Genomic DNA, 23,831 nt, shown 5'->3' on the forward strand with positions numbered 1-23,831 from the left:
GAAGCATGAAAAAATTATTCCTATTAGTGGGATGCTTAGTTTCACTAAGTTTAGTAGGGTGTGTAAGCGCACCAAAATCACTATACAGCTGGGGACAATATCCACAGCAAACATATTTACTTTTAACTGTTCCAGAAAAGGTTTCTCCGCAAGAGCAGATTGTTAAACTTGAAAAAGATATTGAAAAAGCGAAAGCAAAAAATGCGGCAGTTCCACCAGGTCTATATGCACATTTAGGTTTGTTAAACCTCAATATTAATAATGGCCCACGTGCAATTGAATACTTTGAATTAGAACGACAAGTTTATCCTGAGTCAACTATCTTAATGGATCGTTTATTGCAAAAAATGACAGGTGCAAGTGTGATGGGAGCGAAAAAATGAAAAATCTGAAACATTTATTCGCTTTAAGTGCAGTAGCAATTTTATTTACAGGTTGTACTATGGCACCTCAAAACACGCGTGATTTGAGCAGCTATACAGCCCATATGCCAAAATCTATTCTGGTAATGCCACCTGTAAATGAATCACCGGATACGCGAGCACCTTATAGTTATTGGTCAACAGTAACAGTTCCAATTGCGGAAGCTGGTTATTATGTTTTCCCAATAAGCGTAGTTGATACTATGTTTAAAGAAAATGGTGTCTACAATGGTTCTGATGCACAGATGGTGAGTCCACAAAAATTAAAGGAAATTTTCGGTGCAGACGCAGCACTTTATATTAAAGTAAAGGAATACGGTTCTAAGTATCAAGTAATTCAAACTGTAGCAACAGTCGCAGTTGAAGCAAAACTGGTTGATCTGAAAACAGGTGAATTACTTTGGGAAGGGACGGAGAAACAACAGCTTGCTAATAATAATAGTAATGCAGGATTGGTTGGCATGTTAGTGGGAGCTTTAGTAGATCAAATATCTAATCATCTAAGTGATAAAGCATATGTATTATCAGGAACAGTTAGTCATTTACTATATACACCTCGTTTGCCACAACAGAAGGGTTTGCTATATGGACCTCGCTCACTACATTTTGCGCAAAACTCATTAAATCCTTAATGCTATACGCTATAAAAAAGCCCCTAGTCGTAGAGGCTTTTTTTATATCAATTAAAAAGTATTTTCTTCCGAATTAGCAGAAATACGATGAATCGACAAGTCTGCACCGTTGAACTCTTCTTCCTCAGTCAGGCGAATACCCATCAAAACCTTAAGCAGGCCATACACCAAAAAACCACCCGCCAAAGCAATGACAATCGCCAGCACTGTACCTATGAGTTGTGAAATTAAAGAAACTCCTCCCATTCCTCCAAGCCATTGCTGACCGAAAATACCCACAGCTAATCCGCCAAAAGCACCACAAACGCCATGTAAAGGCCAGACTCCCAATACATCATCCACTCTGAGTTTATTTTGGGTATAGGTAAATAATTTCACAAAAATAATACCGGCGCTGATCCCGATAAAAAAAGCACCCAACGGATGAACGACGTCTGATCCGGCACAAATCGCCACCAGACCTGCTAAGGGACCATTATGCAGGAAGCCCGGGTCATCTTTCCCCGCAACTTTGGCTGCTATTGTTCCACCGACCATGGCCATCAAGGAATTAATGGCGACCAGTCCAGAAATGGCATCCAGCCGCTGCGCGCTCATTACATTGAAACCGAACCATCCAACAATCAGAATCCAGGAACCTAAAGCCAAAAAAGGAATCGATGAAGGAGGATGCGCGGTGATCCGGCCATCTTTTTTGTAACGGCCATGACGCGCACCAAGTAGGATTATTGCGGCAAGTGCAATCCAGCCGCCCATTGCATGAACGACAACTGAACCGGCAAAATCATGAAAACTGGCACCAAATGTATGGGCCAGCCAATCCTGAAAACCAAGGTTGCCATTCCAGATCATACCTTCAAAAAAAGGATAGATTAGCGCAACCAGGAATAGGGTGGCTAAAGCCTGTGAACGCATTTTGGCACGCTCTGCAATTCCTCCAGAGATAATCGCCGGAATTGCTGCGGCAAAGGTCAACAGGAAAAAACAGCGCATCAGATTGTAGCCATGATCGGCAGACAAGGTTGAAGCATCATGGAAAAAGTGCTGACCGTAGGCAATATAGTAGCCCACTAAAAAATAGGCGATCGCAGAAATGGCAAAGTCGGTTAGAATTTTACTTAAGGCATTGACCTGGTTTTTATGTCGAACTGTTCCAAGCTCTAAAAAAGCAAATCCAGCATGCATGGCAAGCACTAGAACTGCACCGAGAAGAAGAAATAATAAGTCTATATTTTGCATGGTGCGTTCCAATTTAGTGCGCGGGATCACAAAAGAAAATCAGTATATAGAGGCAAATTGATTGTAGAAGAGGGGGAAGCAAGGGAAATTTTGATGAAGAATTTCGTTAAATGAATAAGACTCGATATAAAGCACACTACAATTTTTGTGCACCAAACTAAGACATAGCAAGAGTTCATAAAATTCAAATTTATATTATATTTTTAGGTGTTTATATTTATCGTAAGAAAAACGGTGCTAAAAAAGCATGCTAAAGGTGCACATGAAAAGTGAAAGATTTTTAAGAAAAAATTTAAAAATAAACGAAATCATTGCTTTTAAATTTCAAAGCGTCATTCAAGTTTTAAATTTACCAAGTCATAGGGAATCTGGCTGAAAGATATTTAAAATAAATGAAACCCTAAAAAATTAGGGTTTCATGCTTAGATAAAATTATTGAAGTATTCAATTAATCTTTAAAATGTACCGAAATCCATTGATAGCTCTTGTTATCTTTAGAATAAATATGTCCAATCCCAGGGAATGGCAAATGTGGTGCTGCTACTGTCTGACCATTCTTCGCATATTCAGCAAAATACTTTAAGCGAGTTTCAATCGCCTTTTTCGGATCGACATCGAAGTCAACGCCGGTCTGTGGGCGATCAAACTGAAGTGTATGTGAGTGCACAATATCTCCAATAAACACCATTTCCTGGGCTTGTGATTTTAAGCTAAAACCAAAATGTCCCGGTGTATGTCCAGCCGAACTGATGACATCGAAAGCATGGATTTTATCGCCAGTTTTAAAGGTTTTGAGCTGATTTTTGGCCTGATAGGGTGCAATGGCTTTCTTGATTTTATCGACTGTGCCCAAAAAACCTGCCTGCTTTGCTTTTGGTAATTTGTCTACCGTTTTAGGATTCATCCAGAAATCCAGTTCAGCTTGAGACACATAAATGTTGGCATTGGGAAAATTGGCAACGCCATTATTACTGATGCCGCATACATGGTCAGGATGTAAATGCGTGAGTAGGATGGCATTGACCTGTTCAGGTTTATGCCCTGAAGCCTGTAAATTGGAATACACTGAACCTAGGTGTGGACCATTACAGCTTGAAGTCCCGCTATCGACCAGAACCAGTTCTTTGGATGTATTGACCAGAAAGGCATTCACGGAGGTTTGGATGCCTTTGGCCTGATCGACGTAGTATTTTTTCAATATCTGGTCGGCTTGGGCTGCTGGAATATCTTTAAATAAGGCTTTGGACAGATAATTGGTCCCATCTAGCAGGGCAGTAATCTGGTAATCCCCGAAGTTATGCTGATAATAACCGGGAACCTGTTTTTGTTGTTGGGTGCTAGAAATTGTTTGTGCATGTGTTTGAGAGATACCCGCCATTGAGCCTAAAGCAAGCAGTGACATGACGAGAGAAGAGGTGAAGTATTTCATGGCTATTCTTATGTAATTAAAGTCAATTCTATGTATTAGCACGGATGCCAGCAAAAAAGAATATTAATATATTTACCATTTTTTAAAATAGCAATGCCGATTTAGCATCTGTACTAAAAATTCAGTCTGAATCTGTATATTGATTTTTTTAAAGTAAGGAACCTGTTTTTTATAAAAATATTATTATAAATAAAATGCTTAGATATATTTCACTTTTTATGAAAAGCTCGTTAACATGGGGTATTACGAACAAGCTTTGGGTGTCTCGATGAGTTTTTGGAAAAGAAAAAACAATGCCAGCTTTGTATTTTTCATTATTACCTTATATTCACTACTGGGCTTTGGACTAGGTTATGTTATCTGGGAATTTATCCTACAAGGCTAAGTAACCCAGCAATAAAAAAGCCTCTAGAGATAGGGGCTTTTTTGATATTTGGATTTTATGAGGGGATTAGCCAGCGACTTGTTTTTAGGTGGTGATGGTGATGGGTTAAGCTGCTTGAGTTGTGATAGCTGTTGTGCTTACCATAAGTGCTAAAAATAGAGGTTTTAATTTCTTCATAAGTTTCTTATTGGTTTTAGAAGCATAATCTATTTTTAAAACATTGTTTAAAATTTTTCTTGATTATAAAATGTACAATTATTCCATAAGAGCACTGTATGAGCGAACCAGAATACTCAGGAAAACCTTTAGCTTATTTAGATCAAAATATTTGAGATTTATTCGTGAAAAGATTTGATCGCAATAATGATATATATTCTTATTTTAATGAGAGTTTCCAGATTGTATACTCTGATACTACCTTAGGTGAAATTTATAAAGCTTTTCTTAATGCAAAAGAAGAAGATAAAGAAAAAACAGTTGAAAAATATTTAAATATTCTAGAATGGTTAAATGCAAATCATATAAGAATCGCCTACAACAGGAACTTAGAATTTTTAGATTCATGTGTAATTTCTCAAGCCTCTGTAAGGGAGTGGTTTCACAATTATGTTGAAAATAAAACCGAGTGGGGATTTTTGGATCAACATATTTATGACCAATTTTTATTAAGTTATCAGAAAAATAAAAATATTCATGAAATTAAAAAGGAGGCATTATTTTCTTATGAAAAAAATCTCGAAAAAATGAGAAAAGCTAAAGATGAGTTAGAAAATTTCCCTCAGCTTAGATACAAAGCGGAAGCTATGTATCAAGAAATATATAGCCAAAAAGAAATATATGAACAAGCAATAGAAGCTACGCTTTCATTAATTGTAAAAAATGCAGAGCAGGATAAAATGAGTGAAATTTTCAGAAATGAAGTGGGGGATTTCTGCTAAACAACTAAATAATATAAATATGCCTCAAGTAGTCGAGAAAATTTGGAATTTATATAAAGAAAAAGAGGATTATAAAAATTTTACTATTGATGATTTTTGGACTATTAATGTTTTAGAGAAAAATAAAGAACGAAAACTTTATAAATATGAAAAAGTAAATATAATCTACAATATGATGAATTTTATTGGTTTTTATTCAGATACTAAATTAGATCATGTTAATGGTGTGCAGCGTTCAATTAGTGATTTCACTCATGCACAGATAGCATCTTTTTGTCATTTTTTCTTTACAAATGATAATAATTTAATCAAGAAAGTTGATGCTATTTATGAATATTTGGACATACCAACTCAATTAGCTCATATTGATGTTAATTCTAATTGAAACACTATTTACTTTTGTTGGGGCAAAAGTAACAAAACCCCTTTGCTCGTTAGAGGGCACATCCATGTACCCCTAACGAACGGGCGACATCCATGTCGCAGGTTATTTGATTTGATTAATAGTTAACTTGAAGATTTAGTACATCGCATAAGTCTTCTTTTATTTGCTCCATTAATTTTTTCTCGTTATAGACATAAAAAATTTTTCATTTTTATATGTTTATAAATGTTGTAGTCATTTTAAATAGTACACTCTATTAATAAATACTCTAGTAGTAAGTATTAATGAATAAAGCGACATGGATGTCGCCGTTCACTTGTGATACATGGACGTATCATCAAGTGAACAAAAGATTTTTGTTACTTTTGATCTTTCAAAAGTAAGGTAATGCCTACGCAAAGAAAATATGTTTTATAAAATTATAATGGGGCAGTAATTAAATAAATCCTCTCCCTAACCCTCTCCTTTTTCAAAGGAGAGGGAACTTAATGCATAAAAAAGCCCCTACATCAGTAGAGGCTTTTTTGTATCTTAGATTAAAAAACCTTAAGACACTTTATCACCCGGTTTAGCACCAGATTCAGGTGAAATTACCCAAACGCCGTCGCCATTACCCGCTGCTAAAACCATTCCGTTTGAAATACCAAAACGCATCTTACGTGGCGCAAGGTTAGCCACCATCACCACCAATTTGCCTTTTAGGTCTTCAGGTTGGTAGAACTCACGAATACCACTGAACACATTACGTGGCTCAGCTTCACCAACGTTTAAAGTGAGTTGAAGCAGTTTGTCAGAACCTTCAACCGTAGCCGCTCCCAAAACTTCAGCAACACGCAGGTCAACTTTCATAAAATCATCAATATTAATGATTTCAGCTTCACCGACTTTAGGTTCAGGCTTTTTCTCAGTCTTCTTCTCTTTTTTCTTTTCAGCTTTAGCTGGTTCAGCAGCAGGGGCAGCTAAAGAATCTTTAGAAGCATCAACCATTGCCGCAACAGCTTTTGGATCTACACGTTGCATCAATGGTTGGAACAATGCAATTTCATGACCCAACAGAATTGTTTCGCGAGAAGCAAAATCGAAGCTTTCAAGTTGCAAGAAATCTTGAACCTGTTGAGCCAAAGTTGGCAATACAGGCGCTAAATACACTGCCAATTGACGGAACAGGTTGATCCCCACAGAACATACATCATGAACCTGTTGTTCCTGACTTTCTTGTTTCGCAAGTGCCCAAGGCTTTTTCTCGTCGATGTACTGGTTGGCTTTGTCTGCCAGCGCCATGATTTCACGAATCGCAGCAGAGAATTCACGTGCTTCATAAGCCTGAGCAATTGAGCTACCTGCATCAATAAAGCTTTGTACCAGTTCAGGTTCTGCACAGGTAGCGCTTAGCTTGTTATCAAACTTGGTGTTGATGAACTTCGCACAACGGCTGGCAATATTCACGACTTTACCAACAAGGTCAGAGTTTACCTTCTGAACGAAATCATCAAGGTTCAAGTCAGAATCTTCAACTTTGTCAGAAAGTTTAGATGCAAAGTAATAACGTAAATATTCAGGATTTAAATGCTCTAAATACGTTTCAGCTTTAATGAATGTACCACGAGATTTAGACATCTTCTGACCATTTACAGTCAAGAAACCATTCACGAATAAGCCAGATGGCGTGCGGTAGTTAGCGCCTTCAAGCATTGCCGGCCAGAACAGGGCATGGAAATATACGATGTCTTTACCAATGAAGTGATAGACCTCATTTTCAGAATCTTTTTTCCAGTAGTCATCAAAATTCAATTCAGGACGTTTGGTTTTGATGTAGTTTTCAAAACTTGACATATAGCCAATTGGCGCATCCACCCAAACATAGAAATATTTGTTTGGCGCATCTGGAATTTCAAAACCGAAATACGGCGCATCACGTGAGATGTCCCAGTCGTTCAAGCCATTTTCAAACCATTCGTCCAGCTTGTTGGCAATCGATACCGGCAAGCGACCTTCATCACGAGTCCATTTTTGCAGGTATTCACCAAAATTTGGCAATTTAAAAAAGTAATGATCAGATGATTTTTCGACTGGTGTTGCGCCACTTAAAGTTGAATGTGGATTCAACAATTCTGTTGCATTATAGGTAGCACCGCAGACTTCACACGAGTCGCCGTATTGATCTTCCGCCTTACATTTCGGACAGGTGCCTTTAATGAAACGGTCTGACAGGAACATGCCTTTTTCAGGATCAAAAAGCTGGGTCACTGGACGAACAGCAATATTGCCCGCGTCACGGTTTTTCACATAGATTTCTGACGCACGGGCACGGTTGGTATCGCTATGCGTAGAATCATAATGATCGAAATGCACCCCAAAACCGTCAAAGTCACGAATGTGTTCTTTTTGCACATTGGCAATTTGCGCTTCAGGTGAAATGCCATTCGCTTCGGCACGCAGCATGATCGCAGTTCCGTGAGCATCATCCGCACAGACATAAGTCACATCATGACCCATCGCGCGCATGGCACGTACCCAAATATCTGCTTGGATATAGCCAAGTAAGTGACCCATATGAATCGGGCCATTGGCGTAAGGAAGGGCATTGGTGACTAAAATTTTACGCACGGATTCACTCTCTCATTCGTATTCATTATGCAATGGGCCATAATTTTACATGATGCCGAGGGGATTACAAAGAAATGCTTTGCTGAAACCCTGCGAATAGATGGACTTGGACAGCTCGAATACGAAAGTCTGAATCATCTTTAGCATAGAGCTTTTCAATACGGATTTGACTCAGCTCATGCTACATCCTGCAAATAATAGCAACAACATGTACAGGCTTTGTTGCAGTTTGCTTACTTCGCCCAATTCGCGTGAGGCTTTGTGCTAAAAAAATGGCTGATTGTTTATATGATATGCCTAAGGAGGGTACCTCATGACTCAGCGGAACCAAAACAATACGTCGAAGCAAAATCAAGATAAAGAACAACATGCACGCGAATTGAATGATCAGCTTGCAAAAGAGCAAAAGCAAAACGAGATGGATAAACAGCATAATCAGGAACATAAGAACGGGAAAAGTGCCCAGACCCATGCTGATCAGAAGTCTGATACCCAGCATAACGGCAAAGATGCAAATGCTGAGCAATCAGCGCAAAAAGACAGTTCTAAAGAGAATCAGTCCGATAAAAAAACTGAAAGCTTTAAGATGGATGACTTAAAAGCCAAGGCGATTGCGATCGGTGAAGAGCTATTGCAAAAAGGTGAAAAGCTTCTGAATGAGCTGAAACATGGCAAATCTGGCAACCAGCAAAATGCTGAGCAAGGTTCGGATGATGCGAAAAAGGCCAAAGCGGATCATACATCTCAAGATAAATCATCTAACAAGTCAGATAAACAAAATGCTAAAGATGGTCAGATCGATCAGCAGGCAGGTATGGCAAATTTAAAAGATGAAGCCATGCATAAGTTTGAAGATACCAGACAGAAAATCACAGACTTAGTCAGTGAAGCCTCGGTTAAGTTCGCTGAGCTGAAACAGATGGCAACTGATACGATGAATAAAATGAAAGATAATCAATCGAAGGAAGGTGATTCTGATCAGCAGCAAGATGCCAAAGATAGAGATTCAGAAAGCAGCTCTCAGTCCAAAAAGGATGAATCGAAACAAGATCAGGATAAAAATACGAAGGATCAACAGGACAAATCTGAAAACAATAAAAATCATAAATAGTCTGTGATCATAGAGCCACTTTAATCACAGAGGGTTAAAGTGGCTTGATACGCAAGAGATCAATAAAAAAAATTATTACATCAAAATAATCTATCTCTCTTTTCTTTCATTATTTCTATTCACCAAGATTTCATAAAACATTTCACAAAACCAAGTAAAATAGTTGGGAATTTAAGATATCTCTTTCATCTTCTCCAATACAGTGCTTAACCTTAGCCTAAAACCCCGTTAAACTAAGCTATTCAGATGTCGATCTACATTTTTGGAGTAACCTATGTCGTGGCTTTCTTCGCTTAAATCGGTTTTTTCGCCTTCCAAGGAGGTGAACGAAGAAGCTGTGCAGAACGTACTGCAAAACTATATCTTGCCAAATTCCAGCAATCCCTTGAAAGATCGTATTACTCAGGTCAATGTACAGGGTGAAATTCTGCAAATCACTTTGAATACCTATCCCGAAGAAAAAGCGCAGCTGCAACAGATTCATGATGAACTGGCGGAAGCTTTGCAAAAATGTGGTATTCAAGAGCTGAATATGCATGTGATTCAGCAGAAAACTGGACATAAGAAAGAAGGGGGTTGCGGGCATAACCATGCTGAAGGTGAAAACTGTTCAAGCGAGCCTAAATCGGAAGCAAAACCCAATCTTCCGCCTGTGGTTGATGCGTCGGCACAGCCTACAAAAACAGAAGAAGCTGATCCGAATAATCCACCTATTCAAAAAGCTGCGCCGCAACAGCGTGATGTCCCGAAACACCCACGCATTCAAAATGTGATTCTGGTGTCATCTGGTAAAGGTGGCGTAGGTAAATCGACCACTACCGTGAATTTGGCCTTGGCTTTACAAAAAATAGGCCTGCGCGTAGGCGTACTGGATGCCGACATTTACGGTCCAAGTATTCCAACCATGCTCGGCAATGCTGGAAAAACGCCAATGATTGAAGCAGAACAGTTTGTTCCTATTGAAGCCTATGGGATGGCAGTATTATCAATTGGCCATTTAACTGGAGACCACAATACTCCAGTCGCCTGGCGTGGTCCAAAAGCCACGGGTGCATTAATGCAGTTATTCAATCAGACCCTATGGCCAGACCTCGATGTGCTGATGATTGATATGCCACCTGGCACAGGCGATATCCAGTTAACCCTAGCGCAGCGTATTCCGGTGACGGGTGCAGTGATTGTGACAACGCCACAAAACGTGGCCTTGCTGGATGCCACCAAAGGCATTGAATTGTTTAACCGCGTGCAGATTCCGATCATGGGCGTGATTGAAAATATGTCGACACATATCTGCTCAAATTGTGGGTTTGAAGAACAGATTTTTGGTACAGGCGGTGGAGATAAACTGTCTGAGCAATATCAAATCCCATTATTGGGTCGTTTACCTTTGGATGCTAAAATTCGTGAAAATGCGGATGCCGGTACACCTTCTGTCATTGCCGAAGATGCTGCTGCAGAAAGTTATATGCTGATTGCAGAGAAAATTGCAGCGCAGCTACCTAAAGTAGAAAAAGATCATAGCCGAATTTTTTAATTCTATAGACAATTCAGATATTTAAGCCTTAGCTAAAAGCTAGGGCTTTTTATTTCTTATTTTTAAAATTAGCCCGATTTAAATGATTGAAATTGACTGAAATGACTATCGGGTGTTTATCCTAAATATTTATATAAGCATTTGTATTAATTGGAATAAATAAACTTGAATTTTGGATTATATGTTCTCTTACAATTATTTTTTTGCAGCACTGACCGAATTCTTCTATGCTACTCGGATTAGAGCGAGGTCAAACTATGATTTCATGGTTTTTTATTGGTTTAGTGGTAACTATTCTTTTAACACCAGGCCCAACCAATACCTTATTGGCATCTTCAGGCATTCAGGTCGGATTTAAAAAAACATTTCGTTTAATTCCTGCTGAAGCCTTTGGTTATTTTATCGCCATTAGCTTGTGGGGTATTCTGATCGGAAAAATTTCCGTTCATCTTCCGCTGTTACCAACTATTCTCAAACTTTTTAGTGCTGGCTATATTCTGTTTCTCGCTGTGAAATTATGGCGAACAGCAGAAATAAGTGAAAATCTTGAAAATGTCTCGATTCGCGCACGAGAATTATTTTTGGCAACCTTGCTTAATCCTAAAGCACTTTTATTTGCCTCAGCTATTTTTCCTGTCATTGTCTGGAAAAGCAGTCAGCATTACGTGACTCATATGCTTGTTTTCTTGCTTCTGCTGATTCCGATTGCATTCTTCTGGACTTTTTTAGGCTCAATCCTGGCCAGAAAAAACAGCCGCTGGCTCAATCAGAAAAACTTGCAAAAAACGGCTTCGCTGGTGCTAATGAGCTTTTCTATTCCTTTAAGTTATTCTGCACTTTTAAGTTTATAAGCTGATCTCAATCAGCAATTTTTTGGCAACTTCAGCTCTAAGCCTTTCACTTATTTTCATTAGTGTCAATTTCAGTTAAAGTACGTCGCAATAACTTGTTTTTAAGATTTTTGGATTATATCAATGGCAATTAAGTCTGATCGTTGGATTCGCGAAATGAGCGAAAAACACGGCATGATTGAACCGTATGCAGAAAACCAGGTACGTTTGGATGAAAATGGTCAAAAGCTGATTTCGTATGGCGTATCCAGCTACGGTTATGACGTGCGTTGTGCACGTGAATTTAAAGTATTCACCAATGTGCATTCTGCAATTGTCGATCCGAAGAACTTTGATGAACGCAGCTTTATTGATATCGAGTCGGATGTTTGCATTATTCCGCCTAACTCGTTTGCTTTAGCGCGTACGATCGAATATTTCCGCATTCCACGTAATGTCTTGACCGTGTGTTTGGGCAAATCCACTTATGCGCGTTGTGGCATCATTGTCAACGTGACTCCGCTTGAGCCAGAATGGGAAGGACACGTAACTTTAGAGTTTTCAAATACGACCAATCTTCCTGCACGTATTTATGCAGGTGAAGGTGTAGCGCAAATGCTATTTTTTGAATCTGATGAAGTCTGTGAAACTTCATATAAAGATCGTGGTGGTAAATATCAAGGTCAGACAGGCGTTACTTTGCCGAAGACCTAATTGCTTTAAGATATTGAATGACGGGACTTTATGTCCCGTTTATTTTTTTGAGATTTTCATTCATCGGAAACTGCTATTTTTCGCCTAATTGGCTTTGGCATCTGTATTAAAAATCAGCATAATGGATTCCGCATAACCATAAAAAAGATGCAATGCATTATAAAAAATCAAAGATTGGCGGCTGGGAAGCTGAAGCATAAGGTGCGGAGCATCGAATAAAAAGGAAAGAGTGAGATGACTCAGATAAAAGATATATTTAAATTTCGCAAAAGTTATTTGGCGATGACAATCGGTTTCAGCCTGTTGCCTTCTGCACATGCGATGCAGGAATTATCAGATTCTTCTCTTTCTGACACCACAGGTGAGGGTGTTGCGCTCGTTCTTGATGATTTTAAAATGGTGTTTCAAGGTCCTAAAGATCTTTCTGCTGGTTCCAGTTACGCGAGAGGCATTGAAAATCCCGGACAAGCAGATACAGGATTCATTCGTATTATTCCGACTGGTGAAAATTACAACCAACTTGGGCAGCGTGTATACGACAAAGTTTATAAATCTACATATGATAATGCTTTTCATGTTGAAAGAACGCAGAATTATGCAACTGAGTATCAGCAAGCCTATGATACGTTAAAAACTAATTTTTATGATACGAATTATAATACGATTAAGAATACTCATGATACACAGACAAACCGGGACGCATTTAAGCAAGAATTAGTTGATTATTATTATAACACCGACTTTATTAAAGCCTATTATGACCAACGTCGTGATGATTATTATAATGGAGCCGGTAAACCCGCTTTAATTCAATATAGTCTAGTCGATGATGGCACAACAATGTTTGATCACTCACCGGGGAATCTAATTGATTTAAATAATAAGGCAAAAACAAATACATTGGAAATGATTGACCTTCTTTATGGTAAGGATGCGACGAAATCAATTCCTGCAACTGAATGGAGTACGTCTGGTACTAGGGAAAATATTATTGGAGCAATTGTAGATGCAAGAATTATTGCATTAATTAAAGCAGATTATGATAAAAAATTTGAAGCTGCTTTAGCCGGAATGATGAAAGATGCAGATAGTGCTGCTATGGCTGAAATCATTGCTAGAGCAGATCAGGCTGCTAAAGCTGAAGCTGCTAAAAGTTCTGTGAGTACTTTAAGAACTAAAGCTGATGTGTTTATTTATGGTCTGGCATTATCGAAAAGCGATGGTTCTTTAAGCACACGATACAGTAATCAGGGTTTTAGCTGGGGATCAGCAGATAATCCTTGGTTATTCCGGGCAGGAACTGAAAACGTCAAACAGTTTAAGGACGCTGCTAAAGATGTAGGCTATATTGCTTTGGAAGCCCCATTAAGTCCAATTGCAGGGGTCGAAAGTGATAATAATATCAAGCTGGGCTTCTGGAGTGATATTTTTGCACGTGAGCTTAATTCCTCGAATGCTGTAGATCCTATAACGGGTGGGCCGACTTCAGGCCTTGACACAAATTATCGATTAAGAACTCAATTTATTGCCAATGGTCTGAGTTTTAATGGCTCGCAAGTTCGGTTATTCCAAACCTTAGAATCTGACAATAAGAATTACAGCCAAACATTAGGTATGGCGAGTATTGTTCGTCTGAATACCAATGATCGACCAGAAACTCTAAGCAGCAGCGATAACAATCTTAACAGTAAAGGTATACGTCTCAGTACCGCAGCAAAAACAGATGCACTTGATGGTAATGTCCCGACCCCAGCCTTGAATGGAAGTGCTGCTCCGATATTTCATGATTCTGAAGGCTTATATCTATATAGCCCAAATATTAACTTGGTGCTTGGTAATATGTACCAGCCTTTCGTTGTCGGTTCAGAAAACAATAATATTATTTTAGAAGTGACACGTATTCCCAATATTCCTGCTATTTATAATCAAATTTATCAGAATTATGGGGGCGGACTGGGTACAACGGATTTAAAGGGTTCGACCTGTAATGTCTATAGTTGTGGTACACCGATTAAAAATAATGCGTCAGATACCACCGCACTTTATCAAGGGCGTAATGCGACTCACAGTAGCATCTCAATAGGGACAACAGAGCGTATCTCAGGAACAAATTTGCTGCGCGCCAAGGATGGTGTCAATTCAACCGGAGTTGTATTTAAAAGTGTTGATGGCTCAAGTAAGAATTTTGGATCTGCTGTCATCGACGGTGTCCTGATTCAGCATCTGAAAATTAAAACAACTGGTCTATAAGGAAATATTGAAATGTCCAAATTAGTCACTCTCTGTGCATTATTATGTACTTCTATGACCAGTTTTGCCGGCTTGGAAACCCTTGATCAGCAAGCATTAACCAATACAGTGGGGCAGGGTGGAGCGGACCTGAATTGGACTTTATCCTTAAATCATCTTTATGCGACAGATTTAAGTAAAGATAAAATTTCTCGGCTTGATGGAAACGATAACCCGCTCGAAGTATTTTATGTTCTAGATCCGACAACTTGTGGGGTAACAAAACAATTTTGCCGTTTAGCAATAGCGCCGAATAACCATGTCGATGCCAATGGAAATAAAAAATGGTTAGTGTTTAAAGGCATTCAAGGCACGATTCAGATTGATAAGTTTTCGATCGATGGGACAACCATCATTAATCATCGTAATGAACCACAAACGGCGATGCAAATTACCTTTTATGATAACCAGCCTTTAAAGATCCGTAATTTAGGCTTTAATACAGTTTCCATTGAAACGGGTACAGGTGCTGGCGCCTTAGAAGGTTATGCCAATACAGGTGTTTATAGTACGTATACAGGGCGTACCTATAATGCCGATGGAACCTATACAACCGCACCCCAAGATGTTCCTTCGTTTGATCAAGGTGCTGAAAAAGGATTTATGGGGTTGAACGTTCATGGAAATCTGCATATGTCAGGCAATTTGAAAATATTTGGTTATAACTGTACAGGTGGGGCACAAAGTCGTTGTTAGTAACAACGTCAAGTACAGCATAAGGATATATAAATGAAAAAAACAACAATAAAGTTGAAATTGCTAACAGTATGCATGTGTCTTATACAACAAGGTTATGCATTTGAAGCTATTGAAGAGCAAGAATTGAGTGAAGTCACTGGACAAGATGGTATGGTGATTACTCATGAAATCTCTAAAGCCAGTATTGCTCAAGCCAATTGGTATGATCCAAATCCAACTGCCAACACTAAAATGGGTTTAGGTCTACATAATGTTGAGATTACTGGAAAAGATAATAAACCAATCATTAGTCAACTTGAAATAGATGTAGGTACCACTTCACAAGGGGCAGGGCTTCGGCTTGCTGCAAGTGTTTCACCATTTCAAGCCACTGCAGATTTAAAGTTGGTAAAGATCGCCTGTACGACCAATCCATGTAGTCAATCTGCGAATAGTATTCGGACTGCGGGTACTCAATCTAATCAAAGTTTGGGGGCATTAGGGATTAGTACCTCTACACCGCTTAGTGTGCTATTACAAACCAGTGCAGGTCTATTTAATAAAGATTCAATTGCCAGTATCGATTTTCAGCTTAAAAATGCCACGATTAGTCATAAATTAGGTGAAAATAGTCTGATTTTGAATGACTTTAACTTTAACTTCGCGGGTCAAGGATATATGTACATTGACCCGGATGAAGGCGTGGTACTCACCACACGAAATGGCAGTCAAGATCACTATGTGGATCTAAAGCGTGCTGAAGATATTACCGATATCGCGGCTGGCCGGGTTAATCCGACCAATCCAGGGGTTAATATTGACTTGCGTTATAACACGCCAAATAATGAACGCAAAAATATTATGCGTTTAGGGGCTTCGGGTGCAGTCACTAACGCAAGATTATCGATGAGTGCCGATCAAACCCAGATAGGTACTTTTGATGTCAGTAACAAGGTGAATGGTGTACTAGAACGTCAGGACAAAACTGCAACAGGTTACAGTGGCCTGGTCGGAGAAGGTGGTTTGAATCTGGGCTTGTCTGCAGAGTTTACAGGTGCTAATAGTACCGGGCTTCCAGCAACTATGGCACCTACAACACTTGAGATTGGTCATACTGGTAAGGGAAGCCATGCTGTGCAATTTTCCAAGCTCAGACCATTGACTACACGTAATGCTGCCGGTTCCTTACACGGTAAAAATGCTTATATCGACTTTGGGAATATATATATAAATACCATTACTGCAAAAAGTCTCGATTTCATAATCAATGAAAATATGCAGAAGACTTTAGGTAGCAGTAGCACTGTGCTTAAACAGACACTCAGTACCACCACGAATGGAGAAGATTTTGCCTATATCGCAGTGCGCGGCATGGATTTTCAGTCTATTGCTGCGAAAGCACGTTTCATATCAGATAACTCTTTGGCGGAAATTGGTGGCGATGGTGGTTCATGGGGAATCGGTATTCCTATTTATAATTTAAATGCCAATGTTGCGTTGTCTGGAACGACTTATGGAACAGACAATAAGCAAGCAATTGCTTATAACATTATGGCATCTACAGAAGGCTATGGAATTGACAAGAAAACCGGTTTACCAAGCACAACCTCGATTATATTGATTGATGGTAAAAATGGTGAGCATGGTGAGGCTGTTAACTATTATGCTGGTTTTAGGAATATCGATGCTTTGATCAAGTCAGAAGGGATTATTAGTTATAAAGATGAAGGTATTTATATTCGCGCTGATAAGCTGCTGATTGGAGCCAAAGCTGAGCTTGCGATTGGTCAATTACCAGGATCTAAATATAATTGTACCAATGCATCGGTCACTAAATGCGAGGGCTATGTGCCTCATGATAATTTTTCTAAACGTGATGATGTCCTGACTAATATTGCTTTTAAACTTGATGGAAATGGTGAGCTTCTGATTATTCCTGGTGTAGACCCAACCAGCAGTTCACCAGATACCAACTTCCTGTCATTTGATGCAAACTTTAAGTTTAGACCCCTTACCGCAGAAGAAAATGCAAACAAAGATAATCTGGGCAGCTATTTTAGTATTGCCAATGAAGATATTGATTCAACCGGGATATTAAAAACTTCGTCAATTAACTTTAACCAGATGGAAGGTCATTTGGGTGTCAAAGCAAAAGTTCGTGTCAGTGCAGATACAGTGACTTTGGATAATCAGGTCAAACTCAATTATGAAAATAATATTGCAACACCATTTAAAACCAATTTTGCCATGGCGACCAATGGCAATATGCAAAACATGGCAAGTATTGCACTGACTGGTGGAACTATTCGTAGCACGATGGGAATCACACCACGCTAAAAATCAGGATGAGAAAAATGAAAAAAATAATATTAAAAAGTCTAGTGGTAGCTATGATGGGCCTAAGTGGTCAGGTATCTGCATTAACCTCATTGGAAGACCAAGAGCTCTCAGAAGTCAATGGGCAGGCTTTATTGTCAATGGAGGTTCAGTCTGGGTTTAACCAGATGGATAATCTAGGAGCTACTTATGACCAGAGTAATATCTCATTTTATAAATTAGGCCTGGAAGCCGAGATGGAAATTAATGCCAATATAAAAAAGCTACAACTCGGGTGTGGCGGTGTTAATGGTGCAACCGGCTGTGATATTGATATTGATCATATTGCCTTAAGTGGTAATCCTACAAATGGCGCGGATCGTGCCGCGACTTCAGCTCTGATTACTAATCCATTTGTACAATTTGCCATAAAAAATCCAAATCAGGCATCTACACGTGAAGTTTTAGGTTTTCGTTTAAGTGCGGAAAAGATTTCAGGTCTATTGACAATGGGGACAGAAAATAGTGCTACACCAAATGGTATTAACAGTTTCAGTGGTTATATGAAAACAAAATCTTCATCAGGAGTTGCAACAACCGCTCCTCGTGTCATGGATTATGCTGCAACTGGAATGAATATTGAGGGCACGGTAAAAGGCACTTTATTAGGTCAACCATTACCTCTTGATTTACATTACACATCTAGCAATTATGCTTTGCAGTTAAATTCTACAACAGCACCTTTTACTATTCCTGCTACGATAGTGTCAGGAACACGAATGAAAGAAGTTGTACTAAAAGGGACAGGGACAGTAGGTCGTATTGATTTTAAAGGACCATTAGAAGCAGAATTATTGGATGGAGCATTAAAATTAAATAAAGATATTACAGGTTACTTAACCGGGCTACAGACAGACATTACCGTTAAACAAAATCTTGGACTTATTCATGCTTTATATTTAAATAATCCAGCTTCACTCTCCTTGCAATCCCAAAGCATCTTATGGCCTGGTGCAGCAGTCGCGGCAAAACAAGGGTGGTGGATGGCAATGGAAGATGAAGTGGATTTAGGAAGTATTTCACCTTCCTATAGTGTGCCAATTTCAGATGCTGTTTTAAAGCAAACCATTGCAGGAATTAACCATGATTTAACCACTAATGTGCGAGATTGTGGAAGTCTGGTTTTTGGTTGTGTGCTAGGGAGTGCGCTTGATGTAAAAGAAATTAAAAATCCTGCGCTACTTGATTTCCCTCTCACTAATTTAACTTTACAAGGTCAAAATTTTAAACCGAACTGTTTTGGTGGACATAAATTTTGCTAAGTTTAATTATAAAAAATCCCGCATTACGCGGGATTTTTTATAAGAAAGCGAAATTATTTAGCAATTTTTGCCAATAATTCTTCTTTCGAGATATTTACTGATTCAGCGTCACGGCGGCCTTTATATTCAAACGTACCTGCATCCAAGCCTTTTTCACCAATCACAATACGATGTGGAATACCTGTAAGCTCAAGATCAGAGAATTTCACGCCCGGACGTTCATTACGATCATCGAGTAACACGTCAAAACCTGCAGATTGTAATTCAGTATAGAGTGCTTCCGCAGCTTCCATAGTTCGTGGAGATTTATGTGCATTCATCGGCACAATGGCAACTTCAAACGGTGCAATGGCAGTTGGCCAGATAATGCCTTTCTCATCAAAGTTCTGCTCGATTGCAGAAGCTACTACACGCGTCACGCCAATACCATAACAACCCATTGTCACAGTGAATGGCTTGCCATCTTCACCCAAGACTTTACAGCCCAAAGCTTCAGAGTATTTTTGACCCAACTGGAAGATATGACCCACTTCGATACCACGTTTGATTTGAAGCGTGCCTTTACCATCTGGAGATGGATCGCCTTCAACCACGTTACGTAGGTCATAAACTTCAGTGAACTGTGCATCACGTTCCCAGTTTACACCTGTTGCGTGTTGATCTGCTGCATTTGCACCCGCAACAAAATCAGACAATACTGATGCTGCACGATCAACAATGACGGTGATACCTTTTTCGACCAGACCTTGAGGACCGACAAAGCCAGCAGTTAAGCCAAGTGCTTGCAGTTGTTCTTCGGTAGCAAATGTCAGAGGTGCAGCAATTAAAGGATGTTTTTCAGCTTTAATTTCATTCAGTTCGTGATCGCCACGAAGGAATAATGCAACGACTGATGCCTCTTGACCTTCTTCCGCTACAACACCTTGAACCAATAACGCTTTCACTGAATGGGCAGGATCGGTACCCAGGAATGCTGATACATCCGCAATGGTTTTTTGATTTGGTGTATCTACCAGTTTGAGTTCTTGTGTCGGTGCCGCACGCTCACCGACAAGTACTGCTTCTGCCATTTCAATATTGGCTGCATAGTCAGATTCAGTCGAGAAAGCGATATCATCTTCACCGCTTGAAGCCAGCACGTGGAATTCGTGAGAACCTGAACCACCGATTGAACCGGTATCTGCTTGTACTGGACGGAAATCTAAACCAAGACGGGTGAAGATTTTGCAGTAGGCTGCATACATATCGTCGTAGGTTTGTTGCAGTGATTCCTGGTTGGCATGGAAAGAGTAGGCATCTTTCATTATGAATTCACGTGAACGCATTACGCCAAAACGTGGACGAATTTCGTCACGGAATTTGGTTTGTACCTGGTAGAAGTTTGCAGGCAATTGCTTGTAGCTTTTTAATTCGTTACGTGCAAGGTCGGTGATCACTTCTTCATGCGTTGGGCCCAAAACAAATGGGTTGCCATGGCGGTCGTTGAAGCGTAAAAGTTCAGGGCCGTATTGTACATAACGACCTGATTCTTCCCACAAAGACGCAGGTTGTGTCACCGGCATATAGACTTGTAGTGAACCCACTTTATCCATTTCTTCGCGAACGATCGCTTCAACTTTATTTAATACGCGAACGCCCATCGGCAACCAAGTGTATAGACCTGAAGCCAACTTACGAATCATACCGGCACGAAGCATCAGCTGATGTGAAATAACTTCAGCATCGTTCGGGGTTTCTCTTAACGTTGCAAATAAAAAGCGACTCGCGCGCATGGAAACTGTCCTAAAAAATTAAGCGTTAAAGTAGGGATTATACAATAAAAAATGAGGTGAGCATTTGGGAATGTCACCTCATTGTGTTGCATTAAATTATGCCATGATTTTACGTGCCTGACGCAGCATAAAATTCTTAAAGTCATCCAGGTAAGTAAAGATCACCGGCACCACCACCAAGGTCAGCAGGGTAGAGGTAATTACCCCGCCAATCACCGCATGCGCCATCGGTGCACTTTGTTCACCACCTTCACCTAGCCCTAAGGAAAGTGGAACCATGCCCATGACCATCGCGCTGGTGGTCATCAGAATAGGACGCAAACGGGTTTTACCAGCGGCAATAATCGCATCATAACGATCTTCGCCGCGATCCATGGCCTTCTTGATGAAGTCGATCAGCAGAATCGCATTCTTGGTCACCAGTCCCATCAGCATGATAATGCCGATAATCGAAAACAGGTTCATGGTCGAGTTAAACAGGAACAAGGCCAGAAACACGCCAATGAGCGACAATGGCAGTGAAGCCATAATTGCCGCAGGATGAATAAAACTGTTGAACTGCGAACCGAGCACAATATAGATAAAGACAATCGATAGGGTAATCGCGGTCAAGGCATAGCCTGCGGATTCTGCCATGTCGGCATTGGAGCCTTGAGTGTCGAAACTATAACCCGGTGGCATATCGAAATTTTCTTGTAATCGGTTGATATCCGTCCCGATGTCGCCTGCAGGACGTCCTGAGGTATTGGCCTCGACCAGAACTTCACGTGCCAAATCACGTCGGTTAATCTGCGAAGCACCCAGTTTTTCTTCAAATTTGGCCACGCTCGAAAGCGGAATCAGAATCGGTTGATTATTGGCATCGGTTTTATTTGAGGTGATAGACATATTCTGTAAATCGCTAGGCAAGCTGCGCTGGTCTTCGGTCAGGCGCAGATTCACATCATAGGTTTCACCTTTTTCATCCTGCCAGGTCGTGACATCATCACCGGCAATCAGCGGACGCACCACATTGGCTATCTGATTGACCGATAAACCTAAATCACTGGCCAAGACGCGATTAATCTGTACATCAAGAGTCGGCTTGGGTTCTTTTAATGAAGTTTCCAGATCGACAATGCCATTAATCTTCGCCATTTCCGTCATAAAACGATCGGAAATTTTTTGCAATTCATCCAGATCCGGGCCTTTGATCGAAATCATGATCGGTTTCTGACCGCCTGAAACGGTTTCATCAGCGGATGCCACCGAGGTAATGCTGATTCCGGCAACCGATTGTAGACGCTGGCGGAATTCATTATTTAAGTCATTCAGGGTCTTTTCACGTTCGGTACGCGGCGTTACAGTCACCCGTAAACTGACATGGTTTTTACCGCGGTCGGTTGCGCCATTAATCACCCCATAGGTGGCTTTGACATCCGGATGCTGACGAATAGTCTGATCCACCTGCTGCAGTTTGGCTTGTGAATATTCAAGCGATGAATCGACCGGTGTTTCAAACTTGATCCGAATTTCGCCTTTATCCGGGACCGGTACAAATTCGGTGCCGATTAGTTTAGATAAACCCAGAGCACCAAATAATGAAGCCACAGCAATCATTAAGGTAATCAATCTGAATCGCAGCGCCAGTTTTAATAATTTTTCATAGACATGGCTTAAGTTATCCAGCTTCCCAGAGATCCAGCTAAAGAAACGTTTCACTCGACCTGGTTTTTTATTCGGATCTTTTTTCTTTTCTGCCCAGTGTGCTGAGAGCATCGGATCCAGGGTAAAGCTGACAAACATCGAGATCAGAACGGCCATGCTCACCGTGACCCCGAACTGGTAGAAGAAACGGCCAATAATTCCGCCCATAAAGGCCACAGGCAGGAATACGGCAACAATGGTCAGTGTCGTGGCCAGCACGGCTAAGCCAATTTCTTTGGTGCCATCGAGCGCGGCAGTCACATGATCTTTGCCCATATCGGCATGCCGGACAATATTTTCACGCACCACAATCGCATCATCGATCAATAAGCCAATACTTAGGGACAGCGCCAGCAAAGTCATCATATTGATGCTAAAACCAAAGGCCCAGATAAAGGTCAGCGTACCCAAGAGTGCAATGGGCAGGGTTAAGCCGGTAATCACGGTTGAACGGAAAGAACCTAGGAACAGCAGGACAATCAGCACAGCCAGTACAGCACCTTCAATAATGGTGCGGGCTACATCACCAATGGTGCCGCGGATACTTTTGGAGGAATCTACCACTACTTGTAAAGTAGTGCCTTGAGGAAGCTGCGCCTTAATACTTTCTAAAGTTGCGTAGCTCTTGTCTACTACTTCAATGACGTTTGTATCTGAACTACGCAAAATATCAATCGCCACTGCGGTTTTACCATTTAGAAAAGCTGCAGATTCCAGCTCTGCCTGACTGTCTTGAATATTGGCCACTTGTCTGAGGAAAATCGGTACGCCGTTTTTATTGGCAATGACCAGATCGCCGAAGGCGAGGGGATGTAGCACTTTGGAATTGATTTCAATGACCAGTTCCGAATTACCCGATTTAAGCGTCCCCCCCGGGACTTCAATATTTTCGGCCTTTAAAGTGTTGATCACGCTATCTACGCCGATGCCAAAGGCTTGCAGTTTTTGCGGTTCCACCTGAATCCGGATCTGGCGCTGCGCATCACCAAGCAGATTGACCGTTCCCACCCCAGGAACAGTGCGCAGTTGTGGCACAATCCGCTGATCCAGATAGGAACTGAGCGCTTTTACATCCATATTGTCAGATTCAAATACGATCGACATCACCGCATTCGCCGTCGGGTCATAACGTTCGACAATCGGCTCCTGAATTTCATCACGAAATTCAGCAGTCACAGAGGCAATTTTATCCCGGATATCCTGAGCTGCAGTGGTCGACGTTACATCCAGATTAAATTCAGTGGTGATGATGGACAGGCCTTCACTGGACTGGGAAATAACCTGTTTTAAACCGGAAATGGTATTGATCTGATCTTCGAGTTTCTTGGTGATTTCCGATTCAACCGTTTCCGGAGAAGCACCCGGGTAGTTGGTATAGATCACGACAAAAGGGAAATCGACATCAGGAAATTCTTCAACGCCCATCCGCTGCCAGGAAGCCAGACCTAGCACCATCAAACAGAACATCATCATGATGGTGAAAACCGGATACTTCACACTAATTCGGGTAAACCACATATCAATGATCCTGTGTGAATGGCT

General features: G+C 40.5%; 18 protein-coding genes. 13 read left to right on the plus strand and 5 right to left on the minus strand.

What is annotated here, in order from left to right:
• Positions 1 to 5: 5 nt before the first annotated feature.
• Complete coding sequence (locus tag WAK81_RS03430; RefSeq protein ID WP_422195689.1) at positions 6 to 383, plus strand: DUF4810 domain-containing protein; 378 nt, start codon at positions 6 to 8, stop codon at positions 381 to 383.
• Positions 380 to 1,054: a DUF799 domain-containing protein gene (locus tag WAK81_RS03435; protein WP_422195690.1), complete on the plus strand. Its 675-nt coding sequence runs from the start codon at positions 380 to 382 to the stop codon at positions 1,052 to 1,054. Before WAK81_RS03430 ends, WAK81_RS03435 begins: the two co-directional genes overlap by 4 nt.
• Positions 1,055 to 1,105: 51 nt before the next feature.
• Here WAK81_RS03435 and WAK81_RS03440 read toward each other — a convergent pair whose 3' ends face one another.
• On the minus strand, positions 1,106 to 2,293 hold the full coding sequence (locus tag WAK81_RS03440; RefSeq protein WP_422195691.1) for an ammonium transporter: 1,188 nt from the start codon (positions 2,291 to 2,293) through the stop codon (positions 1,106 to 1,108).
• A 448-nt stretch (positions 2,294 to 2,741) separates the two neighbouring features.
• Positions 2,742 to 3,722, minus strand: a complete 981-nt coding sequence (locus WAK81_RS03445; RefSeq protein WP_422195692.1) for an MBL fold metallo-hydrolase — start codon at positions 3,720 to 3,722, stop codon at positions 2,742 to 2,744.
• A gap of 268 nt (positions 3,723 to 3,990) precedes the next feature.
• On the opposite strand from WAK81_RS03445, the gene WAK81_RS03450 reads away from it, so the two are divergent.
• The 3 genes from WAK81_RS03450 to WAK81_RS03460 all read left to right on the plus strand — a co-directional run bounded on the left by WAK81_RS03450 (position 3,991) and on the right by WAK81_RS03460 (position 5,430).
• Positions 3,991 to 4,107, plus strand: a complete 117-nt coding sequence (locus WAK81_RS03450) for a hypothetical protein (protein ID WP_422195712.1) — start codon at positions 3,991 to 3,993, stop codon at positions 4,105 to 4,107.
• A 341-nt stretch (positions 4,108 to 4,448) separates the two neighbouring features.
• Positions 4,449 to 5,045, plus strand: coding sequence for a hypothetical protein (locus tag WAK81_RS03455; protein WP_422195693.1), 597 nt, complete (start codon positions 4,449 to 4,451; stop codon positions 5,043 to 5,045).
• Positions 5,008 to 5,430: a hypothetical protein gene (locus WAK81_RS03460; protein ID WP_422195694.1), complete on the plus strand. Its 423-nt coding sequence runs from the start codon at positions 5,008 to 5,010 to the stop codon at positions 5,428 to 5,430. The genes WAK81_RS03455 and WAK81_RS03460 overlap by 38 nt, the downstream gene beginning before the upstream one ends.
• 546 nt (positions 5,431 to 5,976) lie before the next feature.
• Here the strand turns inward: WAK81_RS03460 and metG are convergent.
• On the minus strand, positions 5,977 to 8,037 hold the full coding sequence (metG, locus tag WAK81_RS03465; RefSeq protein WP_422195695.1) for a methionine--tRNA ligase: 2,061 nt from the start codon (positions 8,035 to 8,037) through the stop codon (positions 5,977 to 5,979).
• 313 nt (positions 8,038 to 8,350) lie between these two features.
• Here metG and WAK81_RS03470 point away from each other — a divergent pair, with 313 nt between their 5' ends.
• The 8 genes from WAK81_RS03470 (at position 8,351) to WAK81_RS03505 (ending at position 18,831) form a co-directional block, all read left to right on the plus strand.
• Positions 8,351 to 9,148 (plus strand): hypothetical protein, encoded by a 798-nt coding sequence (locus WAK81_RS03470; protein WP_422195696.1) that lies wholly within the window; start codon positions 8,351 to 8,353, stop codon positions 9,146 to 9,148.
• 274 nt (positions 9,149 to 9,422) lie between these two features.
• Positions 9,423 to 10,682, plus strand: coding sequence for an iron-sulfur cluster carrier protein ApbC (gene apbC, locus WAK81_RS03475; protein ID WP_422195697.1), 1,260 nt, complete (start codon positions 9,423 to 9,425; stop codon positions 10,680 to 10,682).
• Between the two features lie 257 nt (positions 10,683 to 10,939).
• The gene (locus WAK81_RS03480) at positions 10,940 to 11,533 is read left to right on the plus strand and encodes a LysE family translocator (RefSeq protein WP_422195698.1); all 594 of its coding nucleotides are present in this window, start codon (positions 10,940 to 10,942) and stop codon (positions 11,531 to 11,533) included.
• 123 nt (positions 11,534 to 11,656) lie between these two features.
• Positions 11,657 to 12,226 carry a dCTP deaminase gene (dcd, locus tag WAK81_RS03485; RefSeq protein ID WP_004280726.1) on the plus strand — a complete coding sequence of 190 codons (570 nt, stop codon included), beginning with the start codon at positions 11,657 to 11,659 and terminating at the stop codon, positions 12,224 to 12,226.
• Positions 12,227 to 12,460: 234 nt separating this feature from the next.
• Positions 12,461 to 14,476: a hypothetical protein gene (locus tag WAK81_RS03490; protein ID WP_422195699.1), complete on the plus strand. Its 2,016-nt coding sequence runs from the start codon at positions 12,461 to 12,463 to the stop codon at positions 14,474 to 14,476.
• 12 nt (positions 14,477 to 14,488) lie between these two features.
• Positions 14,489 to 15,211 (plus strand): hypothetical protein, encoded by a 723-nt coding sequence (locus WAK81_RS03495; RefSeq protein WP_422195700.1) that lies wholly within the window; start codon positions 14,489 to 14,491, stop codon positions 15,209 to 15,211.
• A 33-nt stretch (positions 15,212 to 15,244) separates the two neighbouring features.
• Positions 15,245 to 17,530, plus strand: a complete 2,286-nt coding sequence (locus WAK81_RS03500) for a hypothetical protein (protein WP_422195701.1) — start codon at positions 15,245 to 15,247, stop codon at positions 17,528 to 17,530.
• Positions 17,531 to 17,547: 17 nt separating this feature from the next.
• Positions 17,548 to 18,831, plus strand: coding sequence for a hypothetical protein (locus WAK81_RS03505; protein ID WP_422195702.1), 1,284 nt, complete (start codon positions 17,548 to 17,550; stop codon positions 18,829 to 18,831).
• A 53-nt stretch (positions 18,832 to 18,884) separates the two neighbouring features.
• On the opposite strand, the gene WAK81_RS03510 is transcribed toward WAK81_RS03505, so the two are convergent.
• Together WAK81_RS03510 and WAK81_RS03515 are read right to left on the minus strand one after the other, a co-directional pair.
• Positions 18,885 to 20,603 carry a proline--tRNA ligase gene (locus tag WAK81_RS03510; RefSeq protein WP_422195703.1) on the minus strand — a complete coding sequence of 573 codons (1,719 nt, stop codon included), beginning with the start codon at positions 20,601 to 20,603 and terminating at the stop codon, positions 18,885 to 18,887.
• 96 nt (positions 20,604 to 20,699) lie between these two features.
• Complete coding sequence (locus WAK81_RS03515) at positions 20,700 to 23,807, minus strand: efflux RND transporter permease subunit (protein WP_422195704.1); 3,108 nt, start codon at positions 23,805 to 23,807, stop codon at positions 20,700 to 20,702.
• Positions 23,808 to 23,831 lie beyond the last annotated feature (24 nt).

Source organism: Acinetobacter sp., from assembly GCF_049284435.1.
Classification (GTDB): Bacteria; Pseudomonadota; Gammaproteobacteria; order Pseudomonadales; family Moraxellaceae; genus Acinetobacter.

What these genes read in the sequence shown, in the direction of transcription:
- WAK81_RS03430 (WP_422195689.1), top strand. Translation starts at nt 6, where the DNA reads ATGAAAAAATTATTCCTATTAGTGGGATGCTTAGTTTCACTAAGTTTA.
- WAK81_RS03435 (WP_422195690.1), top strand. Translation starts at nt 380, where the DNA reads ATGAAAAATCTGAAACATTTATTCGCTTTAAGTGCAGTAGCAATTTTA.
- WAK81_RS03440 (WP_422195691.1), bottom strand. Translation starts at nt 2,293, where the DNA reads ATGCAAAATATAGACTTATTATTTCTTCTTCTCGGTGCAGTTCTAGTG.
- WAK81_RS03445 (WP_422195692.1), bottom strand. Translation starts at nt 3,722, where the DNA reads ATGAAATACTTCACCTCTTCTCTCGTCATGTCACTGCTTGCTTTAGGC.
- WAK81_RS03450 (WP_422195712.1), top strand. Translation starts at nt 3,991, where the DNA reads ATGAGTTTTTGGAAAAGAAAAAACAATGCCAGCTTTGTATTTTTCATT.
- WAK81_RS03470 (WP_422195696.1), top strand. Translation starts at nt 8,351, where the DNA reads ATGACTCAGCGGAACCAAAACAATACGTCGAAGCAAAATCAAGATAAA.
- apbC (WP_422195697.1), top strand. Translation starts at nt 9,423, where the DNA reads ATGTCGTGGCTTTCTTCGCTTAAATCGGTTTTTTCGCCTTCCAAGGAG.
- WAK81_RS03480 (WP_422195698.1), top strand. Translation starts at nt 10,940, where the DNA reads ATGATTTCATGGTTTTTTATTGGTTTAGTGGTAACTATTCTTTTAACA.
- dcd (WP_004280726.1), top strand. Translation starts at nt 11,657, where the DNA reads ATGGCAATTAAGTCTGATCGTTGGATTCGCGAAATGAGCGAAAAACAC.
- WAK81_RS03490 (WP_422195699.1), top strand. Translation starts at nt 12,461, where the DNA reads ATGACTCAGATAAAAGATATATTTAAATTTCGCAAAAGTTATTTGGCG.
- WAK81_RS03495 (WP_422195700.1), top strand. Translation starts at nt 14,489, where the DNA reads ATGTCCAAATTAGTCACTCTCTGTGCATTATTATGTACTTCTATGACC.
- WAK81_RS03500 (WP_422195701.1), top strand. Translation starts at nt 15,245, where the DNA reads ATGAAAAAAACAACAATAAAGTTGAAATTGCTAACAGTATGCATGTGT.
- WAK81_RS03505 (WP_422195702.1), top strand. Translation starts at nt 17,548, where the DNA reads ATGAAAAAAATAATATTAAAAAGTCTAGTGGTAGCTATGATGGGCCTA.
- WAK81_RS03510 (WP_422195703.1), bottom strand. Translation starts at nt 20,603, where the DNA reads ATGCGCGCGAGTCGCTTTTTATTTGCAACGTTAAGAGAAACCCCGAAC.
- WAK81_RS03515 (WP_422195704.1), bottom strand. Translation starts at nt 23,807, where the DNA reads ATGTGGTTTACCCGAATTAGTGTGAAGTATCCGGTTTTCACCATCATG.